This window comes from Catenibacillus scindens, from assembly GCF_014202115.1.
In the GTDB taxonomy this organism is placed as follows: Bacteria; Bacillota; Clostridia; order Lachnospirales; family Lachnospiraceae; genus Catenibacillus; species Catenibacillus scindens.
In genome coordinates, this window is record NZ_JACHFW010000005.1 from 22,039 (window position 1) to 48,334 (window position 26,296).

Genomic DNA, 26,296 nt, shown 5'->3' on the forward strand with positions numbered 1-26,296 from the left:
CTTAATATTCATCGCAAACCTGAAAAATATAGAATTTAAGATAATAGGATTCATCTGCGGACCACAAGATGGGATGATCCGGAGCCTGTGTGCGAAATTCCACCTGACGAAGCCGTTTGTGGACATTGGCAGCGGCCTGATGAATCGTCTTTGTAAACAGTTCGTAGGTCATAAAATGGGAGCATGAGCATGTGACCAAAAATCCTCCTGGGCGCACCAGCTTCATGCCCCGAAGATTAATCTCCCTGTAGCCTTTCACCGCGTTCTTCACAGAATTTCTTGATTTTGTAAAGGCCGGCGGGTCTAAAATGACCACATCGAACATTTTATTTTCCTTTTCCAGCTTTGGAAGAAGTTCAAAGACATCGGCACACATAAATTCCACCCTGTCAGACAGACCGTTTAAGTCCGCATTTTCCCTGGCCTGTTCTACAGCCAGGGCTGAAGCGTCCACACCAAGGACATGGCTGGCTCCTGCCACCCCGGCGTTGAGGGCAAAAGATCCGGTGTGAGTAAAACAGTCAAGGACGCTGGCCCCGGCACAAAGCTTCTGAACCGCCAGCCGGTTATATTTCTGATCCAGGAAAAATCCTGTCTTCTGTCCATTTTCCACATCCACAATATAGCGTACCCCGTTTTCTTCAATAGGCACTCTGGTGTCAAAAGGTTGTCCGATAAAACCTTTCACCCGCTCCATTCCTTCATTGAGCCGCACTTTGGCATCGCTGCGCTCATAGACGCCCCGGATCTCAATGTGATCTTTGTCCAGAACCTCTCTGATACAGTCTACGATCATCTCTTTGAGCCGGTCAATACCAAGGGCCAGAGATTCCACCACTAAAACATCGCCAAATTTATCCACGACAATCCCAGGAAGGAAATCCGCTTCCCCGAAAATGAGACGGCAGCTTGACGTGTCCGTCACTTTTTTCCGGTACTCCCAGGCATTTGCCACTCTCTGAAGAATAAAATCCCGGTCGATAACAGCGTCCTTTTTTCGGGTAAGCATGCGCACAGTAATCTTTGACTTTGTATTAATAAAACCCTGTCCAAGGATATATCCGTCAAAATCCTTTACAAGAACAATATCTCCATTTTCAAAACTTCCCATAACTGTGTCAATTTCATTATCAAAAATCCACATTCCGCCGGCTTTTAACGCGCGGCCCTCGCCTTTTTTCAGCGTAACATAAGCATTACTCATGAAATCAATTCTCCTTTTCTACCACTTTATCATCCCTGGAAGAATTTCGCAAGTGCAAGTGACACCAACTGTTCTAAAAAGTAGCAATTCAGCCCGCGCCTGCGCTGCGCCGCGCTTGCGCGCTGATCCGCGGCTTACGCCACTCCTTTGCTCATTATCTGGCGCTCTGCTCATCAGGGATGGGCGGGCTGGTTCTTATGCAAGCATAAACCATCCCGCCCATCCCTGATGGCTGAACTGTTACTTAAAAAAGCTGTCCGCCCTTTAAGGGCCAGACAGCTTCAGAGCATCTTTTTCTTTTTAAATATAATAATACAGATAATGATTACAAGGACACACAGACATATGATCATGGGATAACCGTCAGTAAGCTCAGGCATGTTCTGGAAATTCATTCCATACCAACTTGTGATCAGTGTTAAAGGGAGAAAAATAGTGGAAATAATAGTCAAGAACTGCATATTATTATTCTGCTGGGCGTCCACCTGAGACTGGTAGGCATCGGTCACCTGCTTGGCGTAATCAATCAGGTGCATAGTCCGCCCCATAAGCCGGTCCGCCCGGTCTGTCAGCGTGCCAAAATACTTGAGCTGCTTTTTTGCAAAAAAACGGTTCTCATTTTCCTCAAAAGCCTTTCCCACTTCCACAAGCTGCTCATAATAACTGCGCAGGATGAGAAGCTGGCGCCGTATAGGCATCATCTGGTTCTGGTAACTTTGATAAGTCAGGTTCTTTTCATGGAGGATATTGTCCTCCATATCCATAATACTCCTCTCAAAATTCTCCAGGACTGTATTATCCCTGCTCATAAATTCCCCGAAAAAGTTGTAGAGAAAATGAGCTTTTGTCTCACCCTGGCGAAGCTTTTTGCGCCTGATCCGCTCTAAAATCCGCAGTGAAAAACCCTGATCATCCACAATGACGATGGAATTGCGGTTGACAAAAAGCAGCATCCGGTACCGGTCCCCAAGAACATCCAAAAGTCTTGGTATGGCCAGGGTGCCGTAAAGGCAGTCCTGCTGCGTCTCCAGCTTACAGAAATAAGCGTCATCCAAATTGATCTCGCCCTCATAAGTGATCCCGGCTTTTTGCAGAACCTCATAACAATTGGCTGAGGTTGTAAGATATATAGCAGGAATATTCTCCTCAGCCGCCTGCTCAAGTGTGATCTCATGAAGCTGTTCCCCCAGTGCGAATATCATAACATCCTCTCCTCTCATACTTTAATCCTGCCGGCGCTGCCAGGCAGCCGCCCGTAATTAACATTACGTCAAAGTATGGCATCTGTCAAGAAGATTAGGGAAACAGTTCTTCAATAACTTCATCCACCGTCATGATCCGCTCCGCCTTCCAGGCATTGGCCCCGCAAAACAGCAGGGCGTGATCAACATCCCCTTTCGCCGCGTTGATCAGCGCGTCAGTAATACAGTAGGGGATTTTTGACGGCTGGCATTTTTCAAGGCACTTATGGCAGTGGATGGCTGGACGCTCTCCCCTCTCCACCTTAGCCATAAAATCGTTGTATATGGCCCGGCCGGGCATACCCACCGGACTTTTTACAATGCGTATATCCTCTTTAAAGGCGCGGATATACGCCTGTTTATAAGCCATGGGCGCGTCGCACTCCTGTGTGGTCACAAAACGGGTGGCCACCTGAACGCCATCCACCCCCATATCCAGATAATGGCGGACTTTTTTTGCGCTGTCAATGCCGCCGGCCACAGCTACGGGAATCTTCTGGCCGTATTTCGCCCCGTAAACCCGTGCCGTATCAATGATCTCCAGGATCTCCCTGTCATAATCGTCCATATCAATATGTTCCAGACTTTCCGGTGAAAAGCCAAGATGGCCTCCGGCTAAAGGTCCCTCGATGATCAGAAGGTCGGGGACACGCCTGTATTTTTTATCCCACAGGCGCAGGATGACCCTGGCCGCCTTCAGTGAGGAAATAATGGGCGCGATCTTTGTCTTTGAGCATTTGACAAACTCCGGAAGGGACGCCGGAAGTCCGGCTCCGGAAATGATCAGATCCACTCCGGCCTTCACCGCCTCGCGGACATACTTCTCGTAGAAACGGGTGGCCACCATAATATTGGCGGCGATCATTCCTTTGCGCCCTTTGTATTTTTCCTGTTTCTGTTTTTCTTCCATAATAGCTCTGGCTTTTTGGACGTGAGTCCCGATGGCCTTCAGATTTGTGCCGAGAGGATCCGCCTCCCAGCCCTCCTGATCAAAGCCGATCTGAGCTGTGGAGATTACCCCCACGCCGCCGGCGCCGGCCACGCTTCCTGCCAGGCGGCTCAGGCTGATGCCCACGCCCATGCCTCCCTGGATCAGTGGCAGGGACACCTGCTGTCCTCCGATACATAACCCCTTTTTAATATTTGCGAAATCTGTCATATCGTTCTCCCGCGATTTCTTCCCCTGACTTCCCGTCATAGGATTTTAAGAAACGGATAATGCCTTTTTTCATTTTCGCTACAACCAGGTCACCGGTCTGGGGAGTAAGAAGTTCTTTTTCACCTACAATTTTATCAATAATGCCAAGGCTCTTTAACTCCCTGGCTGTTATTTTCATCGCTGACGCCGCTTCCTTCGCCCGCTTGCTGTCTTTCCACAAAATGGAGGCGAATCCTTCCGGCGATAAAATGGAATACATAGAATTTTCCAGCATCCATACTTCATTGGCTACAGCTAAGGCTAACGCGCCGCCGCTGCCGCCTTCACCAATAATAATGGATAACACAGGCACTTTAAAGGCCGACATTTCCAGGAGATTTCTGGCAATGGCCTCACCCTGGCCCCGCTCCTCCGCGCCGATACCACAGTAGGCGCCGGAAGTATCCACAAAACAAATGATGGGACGGTCAAACTTATTGGCCTGCTCCATGAGCCGCAGTGCCTTACGGTAGCCTTCCGGATAAGGCATACCAAAATTACGGAAAATATTTTCTTTTGTCGACCGGCCCTTCTGCTGTCCGATCACCGTTACCACACGTCCATTGATGGAGGCAAGGCCACCCACAATAGCGCCGTCATCTTTATAATGGCGGTCCCCATGAAGTTCAAAAAAATCGTCAAATATATTTTCAATATAATATAACGCTGTCGGTCTGTTTTTTCCACGGGCAATCTTCACCCGGTCCCACGGCGTAAGACTCATTCCATTCCACCTCCCAATGGAGACTGTTCTTTTTTGCTGTGCCACGAAAGCAGCTTTCCAATAACTTCTTTCTGGTCTTTACGCTCTACAATAGCGTCAATGAGGCCGTGTTCCAGCAAAAACTCCGCTCTCTGAAAACCTTTGGGAAGCTTCTGTCCAATGGTCTGCTCGATCACCCGCGGCCCGGCAAATCCCACTAACGCTCCCGGCTCGGCCAAGATAATATCTCCAAGCATGGCAAAACTTGCGGTAACGCCGCCGGTGGTAGGATCCGTAAGTACCGTCAGATAAAAAAGTCCTGCGTCGGAATGGCGCTTAATGGCTGCGCTTGTTTTAGCCATCTGCATCAGGGAAAACATTCCCTCCTGCATTCTGGCCCCGCCGGAACAACAGTAGATCACCACGGGTAGTTGCTGGCTCGTGGCCCGCTCAATCAGGCGGGTAATCTTTTCGCCTACCACATGGCCCATGCTCCCCATAAAAAAGGAGGCGTCCATAACGGCGATTGCGGTTTCCTGGCCCATAATATTCCCTTTTCCGGAAATAACCGCCTCTTTAAGACCGGTAGATTCCTGGGCTTTTTGGATCTTTTCCGGATATCCTGGAAAATCCAGAGGGTTTCCTGTTTCCAGGGCGTTGTCCCACAAAACAAAAGTTCCCGGATCAACGATCATCTCCATCCGGGTCCGGGCGCCCATGCGCAGGTTATGACCGCATTTTGCGCAGACTAAAAAGTTGTCCTCCAGATCCTTTGTATATACACTCTGCCCGCATTTGGGGCATTTGGTCCAGAGCCCTTCGGGGATCTCCACAGTCTCCTGTGGAGTTCCCGCCCGGTCCATCTCTTTTTTGACTTCGCTTGTGATATTAATATATGTGGTTTTTTTAAACATTCCCTTTAACATAAATCATCACCTGTCTATTTTCTGGCCCCACTAAAAAAACTTATGCTCTTCAATGAAACCCGTGTCAAAGCAGCCCTGGATAAAATCGGTATTGCTCACAATGTCAAACTGAAAATCCAGGTTGGTGTCAATGCCCTGGATAACAAACTCGCCCAGAGCGCTGCGCATTTTCTCAATGGCTTCTTCACGGTCTTTCCCATGAACAATCAGTTTAGCGATCATAGAATCATAGTTTGGAGGAATTCTGTACCCTGGGTAAACTGCCGTATCCACACGGATACCGTTGCCTCCGGGAAAGTGGACCTCTGTAATGGTTCCCGGTGAGGGGCGGAAGTTCTTTTTGGGATTTTCCGCGTTGATCCGGCATTCAATGGCATGCCCCCGGACGGCTACGTCTTTCTGGGTAAAATCCAGTTTAAGCCCGGCCGCGATGCGGATCTGCTCTTTGATCAGGTCAATACCTGTGACCATCTCCGTCACCGGATGTTCTACCTGGATTCGGGTATTCATCTCCATAAAGTAGAAATTTTTGCTGCTATCCAGGAGAAACTCAATAGTACCCGCGTTCTCATAACCTACAGCTTTTGCCGCGGCAACCGCCGTCTCTCCCATGCGGGCCCTCAAAGCCGGGTCAATAGCGCAGGAAGGAGATTCCTCCAGAACTTTCTGGTGGCGGCGCTGAATAGAACAGTCACGCTCTCCAAGATGAACCACATTGCCAAACTTATCTGCCAGTATCTGGAACTCAATATGGCGGGGATGAACAATATATTTTTCAATATACATGGTGTCATCGCCAAAGGCATTGATGGATTCCATCTGGGCAGTGTGGAAGTTGGGTCCAAAACTTTCCTCATCTTCCGCCACCCTCATGCCTTTGCCGCCGCCGCCGCTGGAAGCTTTGATCATCACGGGAAATCCGATCTTTTTAGCGATCTCAAGACCGGACACAGCGTCATAAACCGGCTCTTTAGTGCCGGGAACCACAGGTATCCCCGCCTCCATCATCGTCCGCCGGGCCTCGGATTTATTTCCCATTTTATGGATCAGATCTGATGAGGGCCCGATAAAGGTAATATTGCACTGCTCACACATTTCCACAAAACGGGTGTTTTCCGATAAGAAACCAAATCCCGGATGGATGGCATCGGCGCCGCTGATAACCGTGGCACTGATAATATTTTCCATATTCAGATAGCTGTCCCTGGAAGGTGCCGGCCCGATACACACCGCTTCGTCGGCAAGCTGAGTGTGAAGAGCATCGGCATCGGCTGTGGAATACACAGCCACTGTCTCGATGCCCATCTCACGGCATGCCCGTATAATACGCACCGCGATCTCGCCCCGGTTTGCGATCAATACTTTTTTCATCTCTTCACCTCATCCATCAGCCTACCATAAATGTTAATTCGCCTTCCGCCACGAGGGTATCACCGTCGTAAGCCTTTCCCGCACCGACACCCATAGGGCCTTTCTGGCGGATCAGCTCCACTTCCATGCGCAGCATTGTTCCAGGTACCACTTTTTTGCGGAAACGAGCCTTATTGATACCGCCAAAGAAAGCGATTTTTCCCTGCATCCCTTCCTGAGAGAGGATCACAATGGCGCCTACCTGGGCCATAGCTTCCATGATCAGTACCCCCGGCATCACCGGTTCCTGGGGGAAATGTCCGGCAAAGAAAGGCTCATTGTAAGTCACCGCCTTATAGCCCACAGCTTTTTTCCCCTCTTCCACAATCTCGGCCCGGTCTACGAGCAAAAAGGGCTGTCTGTGGGGAAGGATCTCCATAATATCTTTTATATCCAGTGTTCTCATCGTTTAATCCTCTTTACTTTACTTTGAATAAAGACTGACCGTACTCTACGCTCTGGCCGTTTTCAACGAGGATCTCCTCAATCTCGCCCTCAACGTCGCTCTCGATCTCATTCATCAGCTTCATGGCTTCAACAATACCTACAACCTGACCTTTGGAAACTTTATCTCCGACCTTTACAAAAGGTGCCTCTTCCGGTCCCGGAGCGCTGTAAAAAACACCTACAATGGGAGATGTGATAAATACGGCGTTTTCTTCACCGGCCTGGGAATCATCTGTCTGGTCCGCCCCTGACTCGGCCGCGGGCTGGGACGCTGGAACCGCCGGCGCTGCCACAGTCACAGGAGCTGCAGGGATCTGAGTGACCGGTACACAAACTTCCTGGTTTCCTTCCACGGCCACGGCCTGGCCCTTGCTTTTTTCAATACTGATTTTAAGACAGCCCTCTTCCACAGTGAGATTTGTGATCCCGGAAGCGTCCACCTTGTCAATAAGCTGCATGATCTTATCAATATCCATAGTCAACCATCCTTTCTCCAAAGAATCTTATTTATATTTTCTCACAAGGAGTGTGGCGTTATGGCCGCCAAATCCCAGGGAATTGGTCAGTACCACGTCCACATCCGCCTCGATGCCTTTCTCAGGTACATAGTTGAGATCGCACTCCTCATCGGCGACCTTCAAGCCTGTTGTCGGGTGGATAAATCCATCCTCAATGGACTTAACGCAGGCGATAAATTCCACAGCGCCCGCCGCGCCCAGGAGATGTCCAATCATAGACTTTGTGGAGCTGATGGGCACATGGTAAGCCGCATCACCTAAAGCCCGCTTAATGGCCCGGGTCTCAAACAGGTCATTGTGATGAGTGCTTGTCCCATGGGCATTAATATAGGTCACATCTTCCGGTCCGACGCCGGCCTCAGCCATAGCCTCTGTCATAGCTCTGGCAGCCCCTTCACCATCCTCCGCCGGAGAAGTAATGTGGAAAGCGTCACTGGTAGCGCCATATCCGGAAATTTCCGCGTAAATGTGAGCGCCCCTGGCCAGGGCGTGATCCAGGCTTTCAAGGACAACCACGCCGGCGCCCTCTCCCATAACAAACCCACTGCGCTCCTTATCAAAAGGAATGGAAGCTCTCAGAGGATCTGCAGATGTAGTCAGAGCAGTGAGGGCGCCAAACCCGGCAATACCGATGGGGCAGATAGCGCTCTCTGTGCCGCCGGCCACCATCACATCCGCGTCACCATACTGGATGGAGCGGTATGCCTCACCGATGGAGTGGGTACCTGTGGCGCAGGCAGTGACAATGTTAATACATTTTCCTTTCAGACCAAATTGGATAGATACATTGCCCGCCGCCATGTTAGAGATAAGCAGAGGAACCATCAGAGGGGTGATTCTGGAAGGCCCCTTTGTCACAAGTTTGTGTTCCTCGCTCTCCATGCGCTGGAGGCTTCCCACGCCGCAGCCTATGGATACGCCCACTCTGAACGGGTCTTCTTTTTCCATATCCAGTTTGCTGTCCATAAGCGCTTCTTTTGCGGCTGCCACAGCGAACTGTGAAAAAGCTTCCATTCTTCGGGCAGCTTTAGGATCCATATATTCTTTGGCATTAAAATCTTTAACCTGGGCCGCCAGTTTTGTTTTATAATCTGTAGTGTCAAAATAGGTGATGGGGCCGATCCCTACTTTTCCCTCTTTCAGTGACGCCCAAAAATCGTCCACTGTGTTGCCGATGGGGGTGATCGCTCCCATACCTGTAATAACTACTCTCTTTTTCATAAAGAACCTCCTTAACCCATATACAGGCCGCCGTCCACGCTTAATGTCTGGCCTGTGATATAGCGCGCTTCCTCAGATACAAGGAAAGCCACGGCATTGGCCACGTCCTGTGTGCTGCCAAGTGTCTGAAGAGGAATATTTTTTAAAATCATTTCTTTTTGTTTATCCGATAAAACGTCGGTCATCTCTGTGGCGATAAATCCGGGGGCTACGGCATTGACAGTGATCCCTCTGCTTCCCAGCTCTTTTGCCGCGGACATGGTCAGTCCGATCACTCCGGCTTTGGAAGCAGCGTAGTTGGCCTGTCCGGCGTTGCCCGCCCGGCCGACAACAGAGGAAATATTGACGATGCGGCCGCTCTTTTGGCGCAGCATCTGTCTGGAGGCATGTTTAATACAGTTAAAAGTACCCTTCAGATTAATATTAACCACGGAATCAAAATCATCCTCGCTCATGGCCATCATCAGCGTATCTTTAGTAATTCCCGCGTTGTTGACAAGGATATCCAGGGACTTATAAGTTTTAACAATCCATGTAACCATTTCTTTTACCTGGTCATGGTCGGCCACATTGCACTGATAGCAGGCGGCCGCCCCGCCCTCCCCGGTGATCTCCTCCTGGACTTTTGCTGCCGCGTCAGCGGAACCGTTATAATTAATAATCACTGTGGCGCCAAGACCCGCCAGAGTTTTTGCGATCTGACGCCCGATACCTCTGCTGGCTCCTGTGACCAGAGCTACTTTTCCTGTCAGCATACAATATCCTCCAATTTTTTCAAATCTTCATATTTATCAATGTTTATGGCTTTGACACTGCGGTCAATCCGTTTTAAAAATCCACACAACGTTTTTCCCGGCCCGATTTCCACAAAGACGTCAATGCCTCTGGCAATCATCTCCCGGATACTCTGTTCCCAGCGCACCGAAGAGGACACCTGGCGGATGAGCAGATCTTTGATCTCGCGGCTGTCTGTCACGTAGCGGGCCTGTGTGTTGCACACATAAGGAATGTCTGAATCCTTAAAGTCCACTTCCTCCAAAGCTGCTGCCAGACGCTCCCCGGCTCCGGAAAGCATGGACGAATGGAATGGACCACTGACCTTTAAAAGTGCTACTTTCCGGGCTCCAGCTTCCTTTAAAGCCGCTCCCGCAGCCTCCACTGCCGCAGCTTCACCGGAAATAACAATTTGTCCCGGACAGTTATAATTGGCAAGTTCCACAAGACCCGGCGTTTCTTCGCAGATTTTTTCCACAACAGCCGTATCCAGACCAAGCACCGCAGACATAGCGCCGCCTTCCGGCACAGCTTCCTGCATGTAAAGTCCCCTTTTGCGCACAAGGGACATAGCACAATCCATGTCAAGACGCCCTGCCGCCACTAAAGCCGCATATTCCCCAAGGCTTAACCCTGCCGTCACCTGGGGCTTAAATCCTGCGGCTTCCACAGCCTTTAACATAGCAAGTTCTGTGGTCAGCAGACAGATCTGTGTGTACTCTGTAATTCCAAGCTTATCATTTTCCTCAAAGCACATTTCCTTTACAGGGATGCCTGTAACATGCTGCGCCAGATCAAAGACAGCGGCGCTATCCGGGCAGTTTTCATAAAAATCTTTGCCCATGCCGATATACTGGGCCCCCTGTCCGGGAAAAATCATTGCAATTGCAGCCATAATCTTACCTCATTTATCTTTACTTTGAAATTCAAACTATTTCTTTGAAAAAAGAGTGGGCCAAAGCATTTTCATGCTCCGCACCCACTGCTTTCTACCGAAGTCGTAACGTTCAGTACCTTCACAGTTACCCAAAATCATCCAAAAAGAACAGAACGTTCTCTCATCACCTGTTTTGCTTCATCCACAACCTCACAGATAATCTGCGCGCATGTCTGCTGTTTATCTACAAGACCGGCAATCTGTCCGGCCATGACTGAGCCGTTTTTAACGTCACCGTCCACAACAGCTTTGCGGAGTCCTCCCAGGGTGAGATGTTCCAGTTCCTCGAAACTCGCGCCGTCCTTCTCCAGCTTCAGATACTGCCGTGACATAGCGTTGCGCAGAATACGCACCGGATGTCCAGTTGTACGTCCGGTAACCTGTGTATCAATATCAGAGGCTTTCGCCACCCGATCTTTATAATTCTGATGAATATTTGTCTCTGTGGCAAGAAGGAAGCGTGTACCCATCTGTACACCGGAAGCTCCCAGCATAAATGCCGCAGCCATTCCTCTGCCGTCGCCGATACCTCCGGCAGCGATCACAGGGATATTTACCGCATCCACAACCTGAGGTACGAGGACCATGGTTGTCAGTTCTCCAATATGTCCGCCGGACTCTGTGCCTTCGGCCACAACCGCGTCAGCGCCATAGCGCTCCATGCGCTTAGCCAGAGCCACGCTTGCCACCACAGGGATCACCTTCACTCCGGCTTCCTTCCACATGGACATATATTTCTCAGGACTTCCGGCGCCTGTAGTGACCACCTTGACACCCATATCAACAATGGCCTGTGCAATAGCGTCGGCGTCTGGATTTAAAAGCATAATATTTACGCCAAATGGCTTATCTGTCAGTGCCTTGCACTGCTTGATCTGCTCCCTGACCAGGTCGGCCGGCATTCCCCCGGCGCCGATAAGTCCCAGGCCGCCGGCCTCGGACACGGCTGCTGCCAGATGGTAATCCGCTACCCATGCCATGCCGCCCTGGATCACAGGATAGTCAATTCCTAAAAGTTCCGTAATCCTGGTCTTCATGTATTATTCCTCGATACCGTGTTCTTTAAGATAGTTCATAACATCGCCTACAGTCTTTAATGTCTCAAGTTCTTCTGTAGGGATCTCGATGCCGTACTCTTCCTCAAGATTCATAACAAGTTCAAACAGATCCAGGGAATCTGCTCCAAGATCGCCTTCAAATGTAGCGCTCTCAACAACCTCGCTTGGGTCAACATTTAACTGATCCGCAATAAGTTCTTTCATCTTTTCTAACATAATTTTACAGTCTCCTTTTAATTTTCCTTAATTACTTTGATAATCAAAGTATATCATCTTTTTCTCTGCTGTCAACTGTTTTTTCTCAACAATTGGCCCCGGTCTGTCCGCCGGATAGCTTTGCAAGACTATTATATACAATTTTTTCCCAAAGCTCAACTGTTGAATAAAAAAAGAAAGCGGCGGAATAATAAAATGAAAGGTTACAGTTCAGCCATCAGGGATGGGCGGGATGATTTATGCTTGCATAAGAATCAGCCCGCACCATTCCTGATGAACCCGGCGCCGGATCATGAGCAAGGGAGCGGCGTCAGCCGCGGGTCAGCGCGTTAGCGCGGCGCAGCGCAGGCGCGGGCTGAATAGTTACAATGAGATTAAGAAAGTCTCAGATTAGTCTTTATTTTTTTTTGGAAATGGATTATAATGGTTACATTAAGGCGGGGATGTCCCACCGTCCTGAACTGTTATGTAAAAAAATGAATGGAAGGTGTTTTAAAAATGAAAAAGTTTTTTAAAGTGTTTGTAAAGACCATCGCCATCGCTGCTTCCATCGCGGGCATTGCCTATGTCATCAAACAGATTCTCGATAAAAAAGCTGAAAATGATGATTTCGATGATGACTTTGATGACGATTTCGACGATGACTTTGATGATCTTGACGATGAAGATTCTGAGAGCCAGCGGGAATACATCAATATTCCATCCAGTGAACAGGTGAAAGACGCCGCTAAAGATGTAGCCGATGCCGCTAAAGACGCCGCCAAGGATGCTGCCGACGCTGTAAAGGATGTGGCAGACAGCGTAAAAGACGCTGCCGGTACCATCGCCGGGGGCGCCAAAGACGTAAAAGATGCCGTCAGTGAAGCAGCAGAGGATATGGCGCAGAACTAAAGTGTTGAAATCAAGACTTACTGCCGCATGAAAAACTGACCCATGCGGCAGTTTTTTGTGCGATACTCCCGGAGAGGCGCTGCGTGCCACTGGCACGCGTTTAGCGCCGACCGGAGCCAAGACCATCTCCCGGCATATCCGGGAGATGAGCAAGGTATCGCGGTAATCGGATGGGGAAGAAATCTTCCCTCATCCGGATTTTGAGAAAAGGAGCATACGATCATGAGTGAAGAAAAAGAAACAATGGAAACCTATGAAAAAGAACTGGAACAATCCCTTGCCACAGTAAAAGAAGGGGATATGGTTACCGGCACCGTGGCCGGCGTTTCAGACAGCGAAGTCACTGTGGATCTGGGGATTTACAGCGACGGCATTATTAAATTAAATGAGCTGAGCAATGATCCTAAATTTTCTATTAAAAATGACATTACCGCCGGAGATACAGTTAAAGCCATCGTATTATCTGAGGACGACGGTGAAGGCCATATCCTTCTGTCCAAAAAGAAAGCTGACGATATCCTTGCCTGGGACGGTTTAAAAGAAATGATGGACAATGGCACTGTTCTCACCCAGAAAGTGGGCGGCGTTGTCAAAGGCGGCGTTGTCACTTACGTGGGCGGCGTCAGAGGTTTCATCCCGGCATCCCAGTTATCCTTGGGCTATGTGGAAGATCTGAACACCTACTTAAATCAGACCGTGGAGGCAAAGATCATCACCGTAGATCCCAATAAAAAACGTCTTGTCCTTTCTGTAAAGGAAGTTGAGAAAGAGAAAGCCCGCCAGGAGCATGAAGAATTAATGGCCCGTATCCAGGTCGGCGACGTGATGGACGGCAAAGTGGAGACAATTACCGGCTACGGAGCTTTTGTAGATCTTGGCAATGGTATTTCCGGTCTTGTACATATTTCCCAGATTAGCCCGAAACGGATCCAATCTGTCCATGAAGTTTTAAAAGAAGGGGATCCTGTAAAAGTAAAAGTTATTGCCATTAAAGACGGCAAACTGAGCCTGAGCATGAAAGCTCTCCAGGACAACGCTCCCGCTGAGAACACCTCCAAGGAAGAGTCTTTCCACTACAAAGAGGAAGGCCAGGCCACCACAGGGCTGGGCTCCATTCTCGCCGGACTTAAACTGGATCTGTGATCCGGCTTCCCGGAAAATAAGCGGCATTGCCGAAAAAACGAAAAAGCCTTCCAGTCTCACAAAAGAGACTGGAAGGCTTTTTCGCCTCAGTCGATCACAGTAATGGATGTGATCACCGGCTGATTTTCTGCGGCCACGGTTCCGTTGGTATCCTCAACACGGGTGTCCTCGCAGATCTGATCTACAATATCCATTCCGTCGGTCACCACGCCAAAGGCAGCGTACTGTCCGTCCAGGTAGGTACTGTCCTGTTGGACAATAAAAAACTGGGAGCTGGCGCTGTCGTAATCCTGGGCGCGTGCCATGGATATAACGCCCCGCGTGTGTGACAAAGAGTTGTCCACGCCATTGGCAGAAAACTCCCCTTTAATGGTATTTTCCGAGCCTCCCATACCTGTCCCTGTAGGATCTCCTCCCTGGATCATAAAACCTTCAATGATCCGGTGAAAAGTCAGACCGTCATAAAAACCCTCCTGAGCCAGATTCATAAAATTGGTCACTGTAATGGGGGCGATATCCGCGTCCAGCTCTACGGAAATCACACCGTAATCCTGGACTTCAATCTCCACATGATGCTTTCCAGAAAACATTCCATCCTCGCCGGTCTCCAGGGCCGTATTTTCAGTTTCTCCCTGGGGCTGTGTCTCCCCGGTTCCATTTTCTTCTGAAGCAGCCTGGGAATCTTCCTTCTGAGCAGTATCCTGGCTGCAGGCGGCCACAGACATGGCCAGACACAGACAGGTTCCAACGGTAATCAACATTCTAAAAAGTTTATTCACCACTATCATTCCTTTCATTCATAGTCTCTTGTCAGCCTGGCGTTTGAACACGCACAGCCGGCGGCGGTTAAAACCTGTAAAATCCGGAACGGTTTTTCTTATGGGCAAGAGTATCAAAGAGCAGTTCCTTTTTATGATTGGCCACAAGGTATTCCGGAAAATTCACCTCTTTCAGAACATCCCTGGCAAATGGAAAACGGCCCACATCCCCGGCGAAATGGGCGTCGCTGGAGACAATGACAGGCACCTCCATAGCTTTGCACAGGGTAAGCATCTTTATATCGTTGATCCGGGTATTTTTCCGGAAACCTTTAGGATTTAATGAAGAATTGTTAATCTCAAGGAGCGTTTTCGTCTCCTTCGCCGCTGTGACCACCGCCTCATAATCCAGAGGATACCGCCCGTCATCGGGATGTCCGATGATATTAATATATGGATTTTTCATGACATTAATGACCGCCTGGGTATTCTCCTCCATACCGCCCGGCTCAATACAGGGCGTGTGAAGGCTGGCCACAGTAATGTCCAGACCTGCCAGCACATCCTCCGGCAAATCCACAGCGCCTTCAGGATTGAGAATATTTAGCTCCGCGCCAAACAAAAGCTCAACGCCCTCCATGCGCCGTGGAATCGCTTTAAAATTCTGGAAATAGTAAAGCTGGCATGTCCCCGGCATCTTCGGCGCGTGTTCTGTAATTCCAAGCATATGCAGCCCCGCCATAGCCGCAGCATGAACCATCTCTGTGATGGTGCTGTAGGCGTGACCGCTGGCCAGAGTATGGGTGTGTAGATCCAGTAAAAAATTCATATGTGTTCTCCTCTTTTCTTTCTGCTGTCAAAATAAACAAACCGGTCAATGGCGTCAAGAATATCCGCGAACTCTTCCCGCCCGGCCAGTTCAATATATTTTTCCAAAAGTTCCTGCTCTTTGTCTTTAAACCGTCCGTAAAAAATATCAAACAGGTTATGTCCGCGCATATAAATTTTAAAGGATTCATAGTTTTCCTGCAAGTCTTTTATTGAATCAATATTTTTCCCCAAGATCTGAACCAGATGTTTTCCACTGGTAAGCCGGTGTAAATATTCTGTCCATTTGTCAAAAAGAGTCTCCCAGAAAGCCTCCTCGCTCTCCACAATCCCAAGCCTGACCATGATCTTTGGATTAAGAAAATAATTTTCAAAGGAATAATATTTTAAGATCAGCACATTTTTAGGCGTAACCCTGGGAAGCCGGTCCACATCCTCAAGATTGCGCTCCTCGTAATACTTGCACAACTGGCGGGCAAGCACTTTAGGGTCTTTCCCGTCGCCGTCCCTGATCATGAGAAACTGATCTTTAAGGTAGAGCTTGTTAATATACTTTAAATTGGCATACGTCTTAATATTGGTACAACTGTTGGTGGTAATAATAGCCACCCTTGAAAATGTGCCGTCCTCATTATAAATCTCAGAATAGTATTTTTTCAGCAGCAGGGGCAGCCGGCTTTTATCCTGGCGCCCTTCTACAATAAATACAAAGCTGACGTTCATCAGGTCTGTGGCGGTGTAGCCCAGATCGTCCAGGATCACATCAATATCTTTTGGGATACAGGCCACAGAATAGCAGTCCTTATCCAGCAAAATCTGACGTATCTGGCGGGATGTAAAGTTAAAGATCATATTGGGCGAGTGAGTTGAGAAAAAGACCTGATTTTTCTTTGACAGGCGGTAGAGAATCTCCGCCGCCGATTTCTGAAGCTGTGGGTGGAGAAAAATCTCCGGATCCTCCATAAGGATAATGCAGGCGTTGCGGCTCTTCTCATCAATATAGGCTTCCAGCAGGGAGAGGATATAAATACTGCGCATACCTTCCCCAAGCTTTGTCACCGGCACCCGGCTTTCCCGCTCTTTATTGACAGCGATACCCTGGATTTTCAGCAGCTCGCTGGACTCGATCCCGGCCCGGTATTCGATCCGGTCGGCAAATCCGCCGTTTTTGGCAAAATACTCATTAACCTTTTGGGCAAAGCGGCTCAGGTTAGATGAGTACAATTTATACTCTGTCAGCCGCATAGCCTCCATCACATTCAAATCCCCCGCTTTTTTTTGCTGGATCAGCCCGATACACTGAAAACAGTGGCGGCACTGGTGGCGGCTGTTAAAAATACACTGCTGGTCTTTCAGCCGCTGAAGAGTCTCGTCATCCTGAAACAAGATCAGGTCATCCTCAATCTCATCAAGGTGTCGGAGGCTGTCAATAAAATAAATTTTCGGCAATATTTTAGGAATATCCGTATTATTCTTTTTATGGCCGTCATCATAGCGGATACGTCCCCCGCTGCCGGCAATGAGGGAAAACTCAAGACAGTCCCCACATAGGGAGGGAAATCGGGCCATAAATACCCTCTTCCACGCCTCAAAGCTTTTATACCGGCAGATCACTCCACGGCTGTGAAGTTCCTCATAGTCCTGGACCTCAAAAATAATCTTGGCCCGAATGACGATATTTTGTTCCGGCTGAGAAAAATCCTGGACACTTAAAGGGTACTGGCCGCCAAGGAGGCGGACCGCGTCCAGGACCACCGTCTTTCCGGTATTGTTTTTGCCTACAAGAATAAGGGCGTTTTCAATATTCTCCAGAGTCATATGGCGAATGGACTTAAAGTTGTGGATTTCAAGGCGTCCGATCTTCAAATGGCATTCCTCCCTTCATCAGAGTTCCTTTTGGAGTTTATTCTACCATGCCAATAAACAAAATGAAACATTTTTTATCAGATGGGATATAGGCTCCATAAAGGCAATACCTCCGGCCTATCAGCCAGAGGTATTACCTTGTTACGACTATTTCTCTATTGATAATATAATTGGGGAATACGCCGCTGCGATCAGCCCTTCATAACAACGGCGGCAATGCCTTCCCCGTCCAGCCCGTATTTATGGATCAGTTCCTTGGCCGGACCTGACTCACCGAAAACATCATTGATACCGATGCGTTTTAAAGGTGTCGGGCATTTTTCCCCAAGAACCTCGGCCACAGCGCTTCCAAGACCGCCGATGATAGAATGTTCTTCCACGGTAAATACCCGGCCGGTTTTTTGCGCTGCTTTAATCACCAGTTCCTCATCCAGAGGCTTGATGGTGTGGATGTTGATTACCTGGGCGCTAATTCCCTCCTTTTCAAGGATGCCGGCGGCCTCCAGGGCCCCGGACACACAAAGTCCTGTGGCAATGATAGTGCAGTCGCTGCCCTCCCGCAGTGTAATGCCTTTGCCGATCTCAAATTTGTAGGAAGCCTCATCGTTGATCACCGGCACGGCCAGACGGCCAAAGCGAAGGTACACAGGGCCTTCCCAGGCATAAGCGGCCTCCACCGCGGCTCTCGCTTCCACGTCATCGCAAGGGTTGATGACAACCATTCCGGGGATTGCACGCATAAGAGCGATATCTTCATTGCACTGGTGGGTGGCTCCGTCTTCCCCCACAGAAATTCCAGCATGGGTAGCGCCGATCTTTACGTTGAGATGGGGGTATCCGATGGAGTTTCTCACCTGCTCAAAAGCTCTGCCGGCGGCGAACATGGCAAATGTACTCATAAATGGTACAAAGCCACAGGTAGAAAGCCCTGCCGCAATGCCGGCCATATTGGCCTCGGCAATACCACAGTCGATATGCCGGTCAGGAAATGCCTTTTTAAATACGCCGGTCTTTGTAGCCGCCGCCAGGTCAGCGTCAAGAACAATAAGGTCTTTGTGGGCCTCCCCAAGTTTTACAAGGGCATTGCCGTAACTTTCACGGGTAGCGATAGGTTTTAATTCTGACACAGCGCTTCACCAGCCTTTCTCAACTCTTCCATAGCAATGGCATATTGTTCGTCATTGGGAGCCGTGCCATGCCAGCCTACCTGATCTTCCATGAAGGACACGCCCCTGCCCTTAACTGTGTGGGCAATAATGGCTGTAGGCATACCATTAACAGTTTTCGCTTCGTTCATAGCTTTGCGGATCTCATCGAAGTCATTGCCGTTAATATTAATCACATGAAAATTAAAACTCTCAAACTTTTTGTCAATAGGATATGGGGAACAAACCTCCTCCACAGGGCCGTCAATCTGGAGTTTATTATTATCTACGATGACACACAGGTTGTCCAGCTTTCTGGAACCGGCAAACATAGCCGCTTCCCAGATCTGTCCCTCCTGGATCTCACCGTCGCCGCACAAAGCGTAAACCCGGTAAGATTTCCCCTGAAGTTTTCCGCCCAGAGCCATACCTACGGCACAGGACAATCCCTGACCCAGAGAGCCGGAGGACATATCTACGCCTGGGATATGCTTCATATCCGGATGGCCCTGAAGGTATGATCCTGTATGGCGCAGTGTCTTTAAATCTTCCACCGGGAAATATCCACGGTTAGCCAGGGTTGAGTAAAGGCCCGGCGCCGTGTGGCCTTTTGAAAGGACAAAACGGTCCCTGTCAGGATTTTTCGGGTTTGCCGGATCAATATTCATTTCTTCAAAATACAAAAATGTAAAAATATCGGCCGCGGAAAGGGAGCCGCCCGGATGACCGGACTTGGCGCTGTGAACAGCGGTGACAATTCCTTTGCGTACTTCTACAGCCGTCTGCATCAGTTTTAAATTATCCATTTCTTCTCCTGTCTGCCGGCACTTGACCGGCCTAAATCAATCACCGAAAACAGCTCTGTAATCTTTCTGGAATTTTTCAATACCCTGATCTGTGAGAGGATGTTTTGTCATCTGCTCAATAACCTTATATGGGATTGTGGCAATATCCGCTCCCGCCAGAGCGCAGTCCGTTACATGGATAGGATTGCGGATGGAAGCAGCGATAATCTCTGTCTCATAGCCATAGATATCAAAAATATCAGCGATGGTGCGGATCAGGTCAATCCCCGGCTGGTTGATATCGTCCAGTCTTCCGAGAAACGGAGATACATAGGTTGCCCCTGCTTGGGCTGCCAGCATGGCCTGGTTTGCCGTAAAGATCAGCGTCACATTTGTTTTAATGCCCTCCGCAGATAAAACTTTCACCGCTTTGAGCCCCTCAACAGTCATAGGAATCTTTACAACCATATTGGGATGGATGGCGGCAATCTGACGTCCCTCCTGGATCATGCCTTGTGCATCAGTAGTTGTGGCTTTAACCTCGCCACTGATAGGGCCGTCTACGATGGAAGCGATCTCTTTAATTACTTCATTAAAATCTCTGCCTTCTTTTGCGATGAGGGATGGGTTGGTGGTCACGCCGCAGATCACACCCATATCATTGGCCTTGCGGATATCCTCTACATTTGCTGTGTCAATAAAAAATTTCATATTTTTTTCTTCCTTTCCTAATTTATAAACTCCTCCCAAAACAGGGGTAGCCTCACAGATTTTGTCCCGCTCCGGGGAACTTGGCGCCGCTTTGGATCAGTGTTCCTGACCGTAATAAGCATTGGCGCCGTGTTTACGGTAGTAATGCTTATCCTGAAGAGACTGAGGCGCAGGCATGACCCGTGGATTGATCTGTTCACAGCGGGCCGCCATTTTAGCCACTTCCTCAAGGACAACAGCGTTATGTACAGCCTCTTTGGCATCCTTTCCCCATGTAAAAGGGCCGTGATTTTTACACAGGACCGCCGGCATAGCTATATAATCCAGCCCTTTTTCCTCAAAGGCGTCAGCGATAAGAATACCTGTATTTTTCTCGTAGGCTTCCTCAATCTCTTCTCTCGTCAGATTCCGGACACAGGGCACTTCCCCGTAGAGATAGTCCGCGTGGGTGGTGCCATAGCAAGGAATCCCCCGTCCCGCCTGAGCCCAGCTTGTGGCCCATGACGAGTGGGTGTGAACAACACCACCGATCTTTGGAAAACGCTGATATAACACCGCGTGGGTCGCCGTGTCGGAAGAAGGATTATACCGGCCCTCTACTTTATTTCCATTAAGGTCCACAACAACCATATCCTCCGGAGACAGCTTTTCATACTCCACGCCGCTGGGCTTAATGACGAAGAGCCCAGACTCACGGTCAATACCGCTGACATTGCCCCAGGTAAAGGTTACAAGTCCGTACCTGGGCAAAAGCATATTCATCTCGTAAACTTCTTTTTTCAGTGCTTCAAGCATATCTATCCGCTCCTTTACTGCCGCTTATTCCCGCAGCAGCAAGCCAAAGGAACGCGCCTGCGCCTACATCCGGTTTGCTGCTGCGAAATCTTTTTAATCCTCAAGATCCATCAAAGCCGCTGCTGCCGCAGCCTCAGCGCCAAGCCCTTCTTTGTAATGCCGGATAAAGGTTTCAAAACCTCTCACGCCTTCCGGGTCAGGGGCAAGACTTGTTCCTCTGTCGCTTCCGAATACTTTTTCAGACAGATAGTGTTCCAGACTTTCTCCATCCTCTTTGTAAAGCATATAGGATGCCAGGAGAGCCATTCCCCAGGGACCTCCCTCACCGGCGGTCTCCATAACTGAAACCGGTGTGTTGATAGCGTCCGCCAAAATCTGCTGGCCCACACCTTTTGTTTTAAATAATCCTCCATGGCCAAGAATGGAGTCAATGGCTACCTGTTCTTCCTTGATGAGGATGTCCATTCCAATCTTCAACGCTCCAAGGGCTGAGTAAAGATGGGTTCGCATGAAGTTTGACAGAGAAAAAAGGCTTTTCGGGGAGCGCATAAACATAGGCCGTCCGTTTTCAATACCTGTAATATTTTCTCCGGACAAATATCCGTAGGATATCAGCCCTCCGCAGTCACAGTCCCCCTCCATGGCCTTATTGTACAGCATGCCGTACAGCCGGTTCATATCCACATCAATGCCAAAGCCTTCGGCAAATTCTTTAAACAATCCAACCCACGCATTGAGATCAGATGTACAATTGTTGGCATGAACCATGGCTACAGGGCTGCCGTCAGGTGTAGTCACCATGTCAATCTCCGGGTGAACCTTCTTTAAAGGCTTCTCCAAAACGACCATGGCAAATACTGACGTTCCCGCAGATACATTTCCTGTCCGGACAGCAACGCTGTTTGTAGCTGCCATACCTGTCCCGGCGTCGCCCTCCGGCGGGCAAAGAGGGATGCCCGCTTCAAGCTTTCCGCTCTCGTCAAGGAGGGCCGCCCCTTCCTTTGAGAGATATCCGGCATTTTCCCCGGAAATGAGGACACGGGGAAGGATATCTTCCAGCTTCCACGGATAATGACGATCCGCCACAAGAGCGTTAAACTTTTCTGCCATAGCCCCGTTATAGGTTTTCTTTTCTGAATTAATGGGGAACATTCCTGCGGCATCGCCAATACCGATGACCTTTTCCCCGGTAAGCTTCCAGTGGATATAGCCCGCCAGGGTCGTTATATAGTCAATATCTTTTACATGATCCTCGCCGTTTAAAATCGCCTGATACAGATGAGCGATACTCCAGCGCTCAGGAATATTATATTCAAACAAATCTGTCAGGCTGCGGGCCGCCGGCCCTGTTGTGCTGTTGCGCCATGTGCGGAAAGGTACAAGAAGCTCTCCGGAGGCGTCAAAGGCCATATAACCGTGCATCATAGCACTGAACCCAATGGCGCCTGCCCGATGAAGTTCCTCACCGTACTTTTCCATCACATTTTTGGTCAGAGCGCTGTAGCTTGCCCGAAGTCCCTGCCATATATCTTTCAGGGAATAGGTCCAATAGCCATTTTCCAGACGATTTTCCCACACATAATCTCCTGAAGCCACAGGACTGTGGTCTTCCCCCACAAGCACTGCCTTAATCCGGGTTGAACCCAGCTCAATACCTAAAACAGTCCGCCCCTGACGGATCATTTCTTTTATAGAACGCACTTAAATCCCCCTATTCTTATCTTTCATATATTATGAGTTGCCAGACAAATGGGCATGAGACACGGATTGCTCCGCACTCTCGAAATCCTGCCCTATATATTTATAGGAAACGTCATAATAATTTTTATTATGACGTTTCCCGCGCCGATTTTTGCTGCACAAAGCGCAGATCTTTCCTTGCAAAAATCGTGCGCATCCTCCCGGAGGTTTTATAGTAAACGACAAATATATTTGTCGTTTACTATAGAATAATACGCCTCAATCGGTGTGTCAATAGCTGAGAGCAATATTTTGTTTATTGATTAAACTATTTTGTCCGGCAAATTGTCAGTTGCCCGAAAAAAACCGGTAATAAATTCCGTAGCGTTCCTCATCTCTCAGGAAATGAGGGCTAAACACAAGGCTCTGGCCATCCGCTCCGGTAAAAATAAATCTTCCATCGCCGGCAGGCCATGAACCATGAGAGCCCGCTCAAAGGAAATTCTAAAGGTCAGCCCATCGAACCAGCAGCCATAAAAGACCACATAGCCGGATCTGAGGAGGTTTGCCTGCAATGAAAGCTCCGTCTCCTGCTCCTTCCATAGAAAACGGGCGTCTTCAAAGCGATTGATCCACAGCCTGTGTTCATCCTCGAAGGCAATGCCCGCCCAGGGCTTTGAAAAATTCTCCATGCCCGTTCCGGTACAACACCAGAACTGATCAAAGGGCCGGGAGTAGACTTTAAAATATTCTGTGGCCATCGGCTGAAAATAGGTTGTCATACCGCTCTTATGGTTTTGGGATGACAAAATAGCGTTAATATAGGTCTGTTCATCATAGTCGGCATACTTTTTCTCTCCGGTAAGAGAAAATAAAAGCCGTGACAATTTCAGCATATTATATGTATTACATGTTTCACAATTACACTGGGTCCGCTCCCCGTTCAGAATATCCGGCGCCCCTAAATGTTCCCACTCACTATTGCCACCGGTAATATATGTGTGGTGTCTTGTCACGATCATCCAGAAGTTGGCCGCCGCCTTCAGATAAAAATCCTCTTTCCTTCCGGATACGATATACCGCTTCAGTGCCCCGGTCATTTTAGGAATGGTGGTGTTTGCGTGTTTTCTGTGGCTTGTGTGCAGCCTTCCCATTGTGACTATCGGCGCATCCACAACAGCCCTCTACTATTCATGTATGAAGCGTATCCGCACAAATGAAGGGTATGTGAGCCGGAATTTCTTCAATGCCTTTAAATCCAATTTCCGCCAGTCTACACTGATCTGGCTGGGTCTGGCGGCCCTGGGACTTATCCTGTTTTTTGATATGCGCATCGCCATAGAGGCTAAAGGCATCATCGGCCAGTTTATGGTGGTAAGCTGTTCTGTGCTGATTATTCCCTTTGTCCTTGTCGCTTTATATATTTTCCCAGTCCAGACAAAATTTGAGAACCGCATTCGGGATAACCTGAAAAACGCGCTGCTCATGTCCCTTCAGAACTTCCATCTGTCCCTGCTCATTATTCTCATCATCGGGACTTTTGTCTGCCTGACATTATTTTTCCGTCCATTTATCGGCCTGATCCTTGTCTGCGGCGTTGGTCTGGCGGCCTACCTCACCTCCGGTATCTTTGTTTTCATTTTCCGCAAATACATTCCCAAAGAGCTTAACGAGGCCAGGCGCAGCGTAGATGCGGGCTGAACTGTTACCGTTTAAACGATATCTTTCATGGAAGATTTTGACCATAAGAGGATTTTATGCTATACTCTTTGTTAGAAACGCAGACCCGTGGGATTGTCCCGCCTAAACGTCTGTAAAGCACTTTTTGAACAATAATGAGGAGATGCATCCGATGAACGTCTTACAAAATCTGACCACTTTTTATGACCAGCTTCCCATAGACAGTACTTACCGGAATGTTGCCGGGAAGATTCTTGAAAACCTTGCGGAGGCTTCCAACGCCACAATTTTTGAACTGGCAGCCATCACCGATTCATCCCGGACGACCATCTACCGTATGCTGCAGAAAATGGGCTACGCCAATTATCTTGATTTTCACCACGATTTAAAACAGGCGGTCAACAATTATACTTATTATAACCGGATCATCCCGCCGTCGGATATTCTGGACAGCAGCGATATTCCCTCCTACTGCAGCAGGCAGGTTAATATTACATCTGAGGCAATTGAAGAACTGTTAAACTGGGGGCGTATGGAAAAGATTGTCCACGAGGTTATGAAAGCGCCTGTGGTTTATTTTTTTCTCAGCCATCAGAGCGCTGCGGTCAACTCCTTCCAGCAAAATCTTGCCCTGGCTGGAAAGCCGAACGGGATTTACTGTCTCTACCCGGATCAGTTGACGGCCGCGAAAGAGATGCCGGAAAAAAGCATTGTTTTCATGAATACTATTGAATTTGCCGAATCCCAGGATGTAACTGAGATTTTTAAAGAAATGAAAAGCAGAAAAGCTAAAATTATTTTAATGTCCACGTCAGAATCCCGATATGAAAAATACGCGGATTCCTACTTTGTCCCACTCCATGACGGACTGTCCATTCTCACTTCCCTTTTGCTTGAGGAAAGTTTTTTCTTAGTGGTCAGCGAACTGCTCCGGTATCATTATATCGAAAATAAATCCTGAAAAGAGGCGCGGCTTTGGGCCGCGCCTCTTATGTTTCGTCTGATCAGCCGGAATTAATCAAAGTAAACAACTTCGCCGGTTTCAGCAGATTTGTAGATAGCTTCGATAACCCTTGTCACAACAGCGCCCTGCTCCGGCAATACAGCGGGATCTGTGTTGTTTTCAATAGCCTCAACCCAGCGGTGCAGGTCATACTCAAACATGTTGACTTTATCTGTGCATTCGATAGTCTCATTTCCAAATTTACCGTCTTTTACGCCGATCACTCTCACATGATTTTCAAATCCGGGGCCAACCATGTCAGCGCCGGCCTTTGTTCCCACAACAGCCGCTGTGATGCCAGGAGCCGGCTGAAGCATGTTGATAGCCCATGCAGTTTCCATATGGATAAGCATACCGTTCTTCATTGTGATCTCAGCGATGGCTGTATCCTCAACATCAAAATTGTCGGGATCCCATGGGCCAAGGTCGTTGCCTTCCGGATGATTTTTCATCTTATCGAAAGTTTTTCCGTAAACGCATTTTACATCATAGTTATCTGTCAGCCACATCGGAAGGTCGATGGAGTGAGGGCCGCCGTCCATTAACACGCCGCCGCCGTTTAATTCTTTGTTTGTGTAAACGCCGTAAGCAGGAAGTCTTCTCGGACGGAGCTGCTGGGAATTAATGTAGTAGATATCTCCGAAAACGCCTTCTTTGATCATTTCTTTCATCTTCATAGGCGCCGGATTATATCTCCACTGTGTACCTGTCGTCAGCTTCTTTCCAACTTTCTTTGCCTGCTCGATCATCTCAAGGCAGTCACTGTATTTTAATGCCATAGGTTTCTCGCAGTATACATGTTTGTTCGCTTTGAGAGCTTCCATTGTCATTTCATAGTGCAGTGGGTTCGGTGTTAATACATGAATCACATCAACATCCGGATCTGCTGTAACTTCATGCCAGTCAGTCGTTACTTTGGCATTTTCCAGACCGTAGTCTGCCTTTACTTTCTCAGCCTTTTCCTTGTCGATATCACATAAAACAGTGATCTCTACATTGTCCATCTTGGTTAATACCGGAAGATGTTTGTCTCTTGAAATAACACCAGTGCCAATAAGTCCAACTCTTAATTTACTCATTTTTACTTCTCCCCTTTGTTTTAAATAATTTGTTTATCGTTTCATTTGATGATTTGATTATATAGCTTTCACAAAAATC

The 26,296-nt window shown here is 48.6% G+C and carries 25 protein-coding genes and 1 pseudogene; 4 read left to right on the forward strand and 22 right to left on the reverse strand.

Going from position 1 to position 26,296, the window contains the following annotated elements; translation table 11 throughout:
* Position 1: 1 nt before the first annotated feature.
* From HNP82_RS07545 to acpP, 12 genes and pseudogenes are all read right to left on the reverse strand, one after another.
* Positions 2-1,204: a class I SAM-dependent rRNA methyltransferase gene (locus HNP82_RS07545; protein WP_183772974.1), complete on the reverse strand. Its 1,203-nt coding sequence runs from the start codon at positions 1,202-1,204 to the stop codon at positions 2-4.
* 281 nt (positions 1,205-1,485) lie between these two features.
* Positions 1,486-2,406: a magnesium transporter CorA family protein gene (locus HNP82_RS07550; protein ID WP_183772976.1), complete on the reverse strand. Its 921-nt coding sequence runs from the start codon at positions 2,404-2,406 to the stop codon at positions 1,486-1,488.
* Positions 2,407-2,500: 94 nt separating this feature from the next.
* Positions 2,501-3,604, reverse strand: coding sequence for an NAD(P)H-dependent flavin oxidoreductase (locus HNP82_RS07555; protein ID WP_183772977.1), 1,104 nt, complete (start codon positions 3,602-3,604; stop codon positions 2,501-2,503).
* Positions 3,582-5,272: pseudogene (locus tag HNP82_RS18615) on the reverse strand (acetyl-CoA carboxylase carboxyltransferase subunit alpha). The gene HNP82_RS07555 and the pseudogene HNP82_RS18615 overlap by 23 nt, the downstream one beginning before the upstream one ends.
* A gap of 30 nt (positions 5,273-5,302) precedes the next feature.
* The gene (locus HNP82_RS07570; protein ID WP_183772981.1) at positions 5,303-6,643 is read right to left on the reverse strand and encodes an acetyl-CoA carboxylase biotin carboxylase subunit; all 1,341 of its coding nucleotides are present in this window, start codon (positions 6,641-6,643) and stop codon (positions 5,303-5,305) included.
* A gap of 16 nt (positions 6,644-6,659) precedes the next feature.
* A complete protein-coding gene (fabZ, locus tag HNP82_RS07575) occupies positions 6,660-7,088 on the reverse strand; it encodes a 3-hydroxyacyl-ACP dehydratase FabZ (protein WP_183772982.1) in 429 nt (142 codons plus the stop codon).
* 13 nt (positions 7,089-7,101) lie between these two features.
* Positions 7,102-7,605, reverse strand: a complete 504-nt coding sequence (accB, locus tag HNP82_RS07580) for an acetyl-CoA carboxylase biotin carboxyl carrier protein (protein ID WP_183772983.1) — start codon at positions 7,603-7,605, stop codon at positions 7,102-7,104.
* Between the two features lie 27 nt (positions 7,606-7,632).
* The gene (gene fabF, locus HNP82_RS07585; protein WP_183772984.1) at positions 7,633-8,868 is read right to left on the reverse strand and encodes a beta-ketoacyl-ACP synthase II; all 1,236 of its coding nucleotides are present in this window, start codon (positions 8,866-8,868) and stop codon (positions 7,633-7,635) included.
* An 11-nt stretch (positions 8,869-8,879) separates the two neighbouring features.
* Positions 8,880-9,623 carry a 3-oxoacyl-[acyl-carrier-protein] reductase gene (fabG, locus tag HNP82_RS07590; protein ID WP_183772985.1) on the reverse strand — a complete coding sequence of 248 codons (744 nt, stop codon included), beginning with the start codon at positions 9,621-9,623 and terminating at the stop codon, positions 8,880-8,882.
* The gene (gene fabD, locus HNP82_RS07595; protein ID WP_183772986.1) at positions 9,617-10,537 is read right to left on the reverse strand and encodes an ACP S-malonyltransferase; all 921 of its coding nucleotides are present in this window, start codon (positions 10,535-10,537) and stop codon (positions 9,617-9,619) included. The genes fabG and fabD overlap by 7 nt, the downstream gene beginning before the upstream one ends.
* 137 nt (positions 10,538-10,674) lie before the next feature.
* Entirely contained in the window at positions 10,675-11,616 is a 942-nt protein-coding gene (gene fabK / locus HNP82_RS07600; RefSeq protein WP_183772988.1) for an enoyl-[acyl-carrier-protein] reductase FabK, read from the reverse strand.
* 3 nt (positions 11,617-11,619) lie between these two features.
* Positions 11,620-11,853, reverse strand: a complete 234-nt coding sequence (gene acpP, locus HNP82_RS07605; protein ID WP_183772989.1) for an acyl carrier protein — start codon at positions 11,851-11,853, stop codon at positions 11,620-11,622.
* A gap of 498 nt (positions 11,854-12,351) precedes the next feature.
* Here acpP and HNP82_RS07610 point away from each other — a divergent pair, with 498 nt between their 5' ends.
* Both HNP82_RS07610 and HNP82_RS07615 read left to right on the forward strand, forming a co-directional pair.
* On the forward strand, positions 12,352-12,744 hold the full coding sequence (locus tag HNP82_RS07610; RefSeq protein WP_183772990.1) for a hypothetical protein: 393 nt from the start codon (positions 12,352-12,354) through the stop codon (positions 12,742-12,744).
* Between the two features lie 222 nt (positions 12,745-12,966).
* Positions 12,967-13,887 (forward strand): S1 RNA-binding domain-containing protein, encoded by a 921-nt coding sequence (locus HNP82_RS07615; RefSeq protein ID WP_183772991.1) that lies wholly within the window; start codon positions 12,967-12,969, stop codon positions 13,885-13,887.
* A gap of 86 nt (positions 13,888-13,973) precedes the next feature.
* Here the strand turns inward: HNP82_RS07615 and HNP82_RS07620 are convergent, their stop codons facing one another.
* From HNP82_RS07620 to HNP82_RS07660, 9 genes are all read right to left on the reverse strand, one after another.
* Positions 13,974-14,684: a peptidylprolyl isomerase gene (locus HNP82_RS07620; RefSeq protein ID WP_183772993.1), complete on the reverse strand. Its 711-nt coding sequence runs from the start codon at positions 14,682-14,684 to the stop codon at positions 13,974-13,976.
* 49 nt (positions 14,685-14,733) lie between these two features.
* The gene (locus tag HNP82_RS07625; RefSeq protein WP_183772994.1) at positions 14,734-15,474 is read right to left on the reverse strand and encodes a phosphatase; all 741 of its coding nucleotides are present in this window, start codon (positions 15,472-15,474) and stop codon (positions 14,734-14,736) included.
* Positions 15,471-17,339, reverse strand: coding sequence for an ATP-dependent nuclease (locus HNP82_RS07630; RefSeq protein WP_183772995.1), 1,869 nt, complete (start codon positions 17,337-17,339; stop codon positions 15,471-15,473). Before HNP82_RS07630 ends, HNP82_RS07625 begins: the two co-directional genes overlap by 4 nt.
* 191 nt (positions 17,340-17,530) lie before the next feature.
* Positions 17,531-18,466: a transketolase family protein gene (locus tag HNP82_RS07635; protein ID WP_183772997.1), complete on the reverse strand. Its 936-nt coding sequence runs from the start codon at positions 18,464-18,466 to the stop codon at positions 17,531-17,533.
* Entirely contained in the window at positions 18,454-19,290 is an 837-nt protein-coding gene (locus tag HNP82_RS07640; protein WP_183772999.1) for a transketolase, read from the reverse strand. Before HNP82_RS07640 ends, HNP82_RS07635 begins: the two co-directional genes overlap by 13 nt.
* 36 nt (positions 19,291-19,326) lie before the next feature.
* A complete protein-coding gene (fsa, locus tag HNP82_RS07645; protein WP_183773000.1) occupies positions 19,327-19,980 on the reverse strand; it encodes a fructose-6-phosphate aldolase in 654 nt (217 codons plus the stop codon).
* A gap of 96 nt (positions 19,981-20,076) precedes the next feature.
* On the reverse strand, positions 20,077-20,775 hold the full coding sequence (locus HNP82_RS07650) for an L-ribulose-5-phosphate 4-epimerase (RefSeq protein WP_183773002.1): 699 nt from the start codon (positions 20,773-20,775) through the stop codon (positions 20,077-20,079).
* 93 nt (positions 20,776-20,868) lie between these two features.
* Complete coding sequence (locus HNP82_RS07655) at positions 20,869-22,476, reverse strand: xylulokinase (protein ID WP_183773004.1); 1,608 nt, start codon at positions 22,474-22,476, stop codon at positions 20,869-20,871.
* A gap of 377 nt (positions 22,477-22,853) precedes the next feature.
* Positions 22,854-23,609 carry a beta-L-arabinofuranosidase domain-containing protein gene (locus tag HNP82_RS07660; protein ID WP_183773332.1) on the reverse strand — a complete coding sequence of 252 codons (756 nt, stop codon included), beginning with the start codon at positions 23,607-23,609 and terminating at the stop codon, positions 22,854-22,856.
* On the opposite strand from HNP82_RS07660, the gene HNP82_RS07665 reads away from it, so the two are divergent.
* Positions 23,569-24,156, forward strand: coding sequence for a YesL family protein (locus HNP82_RS07665; protein ID WP_207720582.1), 588 nt, complete (start codon positions 23,569-23,571; stop codon positions 24,154-24,156). The genes HNP82_RS07660 and HNP82_RS07665 overlap by 41 nt on opposite strands.
* Positions 24,157-24,307: 151 nt before the next feature.
* Entirely contained in the window at positions 24,308-25,096 is a 789-nt protein-coding gene (locus HNP82_RS07670) for a MurR/RpiR family transcriptional regulator (RefSeq protein WP_183773008.1), read from the forward strand.
* Positions 25,097-25,149: 53 nt separating this feature from the next.
* Here HNP82_RS07670 and HNP82_RS07675 read toward each other — a convergent pair whose 3' ends face one another.
* On the reverse strand, positions 25,150-26,217 hold the full coding sequence (locus HNP82_RS07675; RefSeq protein ID WP_183773010.1) for a Gfo/Idh/MocA family protein: 1,068 nt from the start codon (positions 26,215-26,217) through the stop codon (positions 25,150-25,152).
* Positions 26,218-26,296: the final 79 nt, after the last annotated feature.

Excerpts from the sequence above, each read along its gene's own strand:
- HNP82_RS07675 (WP_183773010.1), bottom strand. The coding sequence starts at position 26,217 with ATGAGTAAATTAAGAGTTGGACTTATTGGCACTGGTGTTATTTCAAGA.
- HNP82_RS07570 (WP_183772981.1), bottom strand. The coding sequence starts at position 6,643 with ATGAAAAAAGTATTGATCGCAAACCGGGGCGAGATCGCGGTGCGTATT.
- HNP82_RS07550 (WP_183772976.1), bottom strand. The coding sequence starts at position 2,406 with ATGATATTCGCACTGGGGGAACAGCTTCATGAGATCACACTTGAGCAG.
- fabG (WP_183772985.1), bottom strand. The coding sequence starts at position 9,623 with ATGCTGACAGGAAAAGTAGCTCTGGTCACAGGAGCCAGCAGAGGTATC.
- HNP82_RS07670 (WP_183773008.1), top strand. The coding sequence starts at position 24,308 with ATGAACGTCTTACAAAATCTGACCACTTTTTATGACCAGCTTCCCATA.
- accB (WP_183772983.1), bottom strand. The coding sequence starts at position 7,605 with ATGGATATTGATAAGATCATGCAGCTTATTGACAAGGTGGACGCTTCC.
- fsa (WP_183773000.1), bottom strand. The coding sequence starts at position 19,980 with ATGAAATTTTTTATTGACACAGCAAATGTAGAGGATATCCGCAAGGCC.
- HNP82_RS07610 (WP_183772990.1), top strand. The coding sequence starts at position 12,352 with ATGAAAAAGTTTTTTAAAGTGTTTGTAAAGACCATCGCCATCGCTGCT.
- acpP (WP_183772989.1), bottom strand. The coding sequence starts at position 11,853 with ATGTTAGAAAAGATGAAAGAACTTATTGCGGATCAGTTAAATGTTGAC.
- fabD (WP_183772986.1), bottom strand. The coding sequence starts at position 10,537 with ATGGCTGCAATTGCAATGATTTTTCCCGGACAGGGGGCCCAGTATATC.
- HNP82_RS07620 (WP_183772993.1), bottom strand. The coding sequence starts at position 14,684 with ATGAAAGGAATGATAGTGGTGAATAAACTTTTTAGAATGTTGATTACC.
- HNP82_RS07555 (WP_183772977.1), bottom strand. The coding sequence starts at position 3,604 with ATGACAGATTTCGCAAATATTAAAAAGGGGTTATGTATCGGAGGACAG.
- HNP82_RS07640 (WP_183772999.1), bottom strand. The coding sequence starts at position 19,290 with ATGGATAATTTAAAACTGATGCAGACGGCTGTAGAAGTACGCAAAGGA.
- fabK (WP_183772988.1), bottom strand. The coding sequence starts at position 11,616 with ATGAAGACCAGGATTACGGAACTTTTAGGAATTGACTATCCTGTGATC.
- HNP82_RS07545 (WP_183772974.1), bottom strand. The coding sequence starts at position 1,204 with ATGAGTAATGCTTATGTTACGCTGAAAAAAGGCGAGGGCCGCGCGTTA.
- HNP82_RS07615 (WP_183772991.1), top strand. The coding sequence starts at position 12,967 with ATGAGTGAAGAAAAAGAAACAATGGAAACCTATGAAAAAGAACTGGAA.
- fabZ (WP_183772982.1), bottom strand. The coding sequence starts at position 7,088 with ATGAGAACACTGGATATAAAAGATATTATGGAGATCCTTCCCCACAGA.
- HNP82_RS07625 (WP_183772994.1), bottom strand. The coding sequence starts at position 15,474 with ATGAATTTTTTACTGGATCTACACACCCATACTCTGGCCAGCGGTCAC.
- HNP82_RS07660 (WP_183773332.1), bottom strand. The coding sequence starts at position 23,609 with ATGGGAAGGCTGCACACAAGCCACAGAAAACACGCAAACACCACCATT.
- HNP82_RS07650 (WP_183773002.1), bottom strand. The coding sequence starts at position 20,775 with ATGCTTGAAGCACTGAAAAAAGAAGTTTACGAGATGAATATGCTTTTG.
- fabF (WP_183772984.1), bottom strand. The coding sequence starts at position 8,868 with ATGAAAAAGAGAGTAGTTATTACAGGTATGGGAGCGATCACCCCCATC.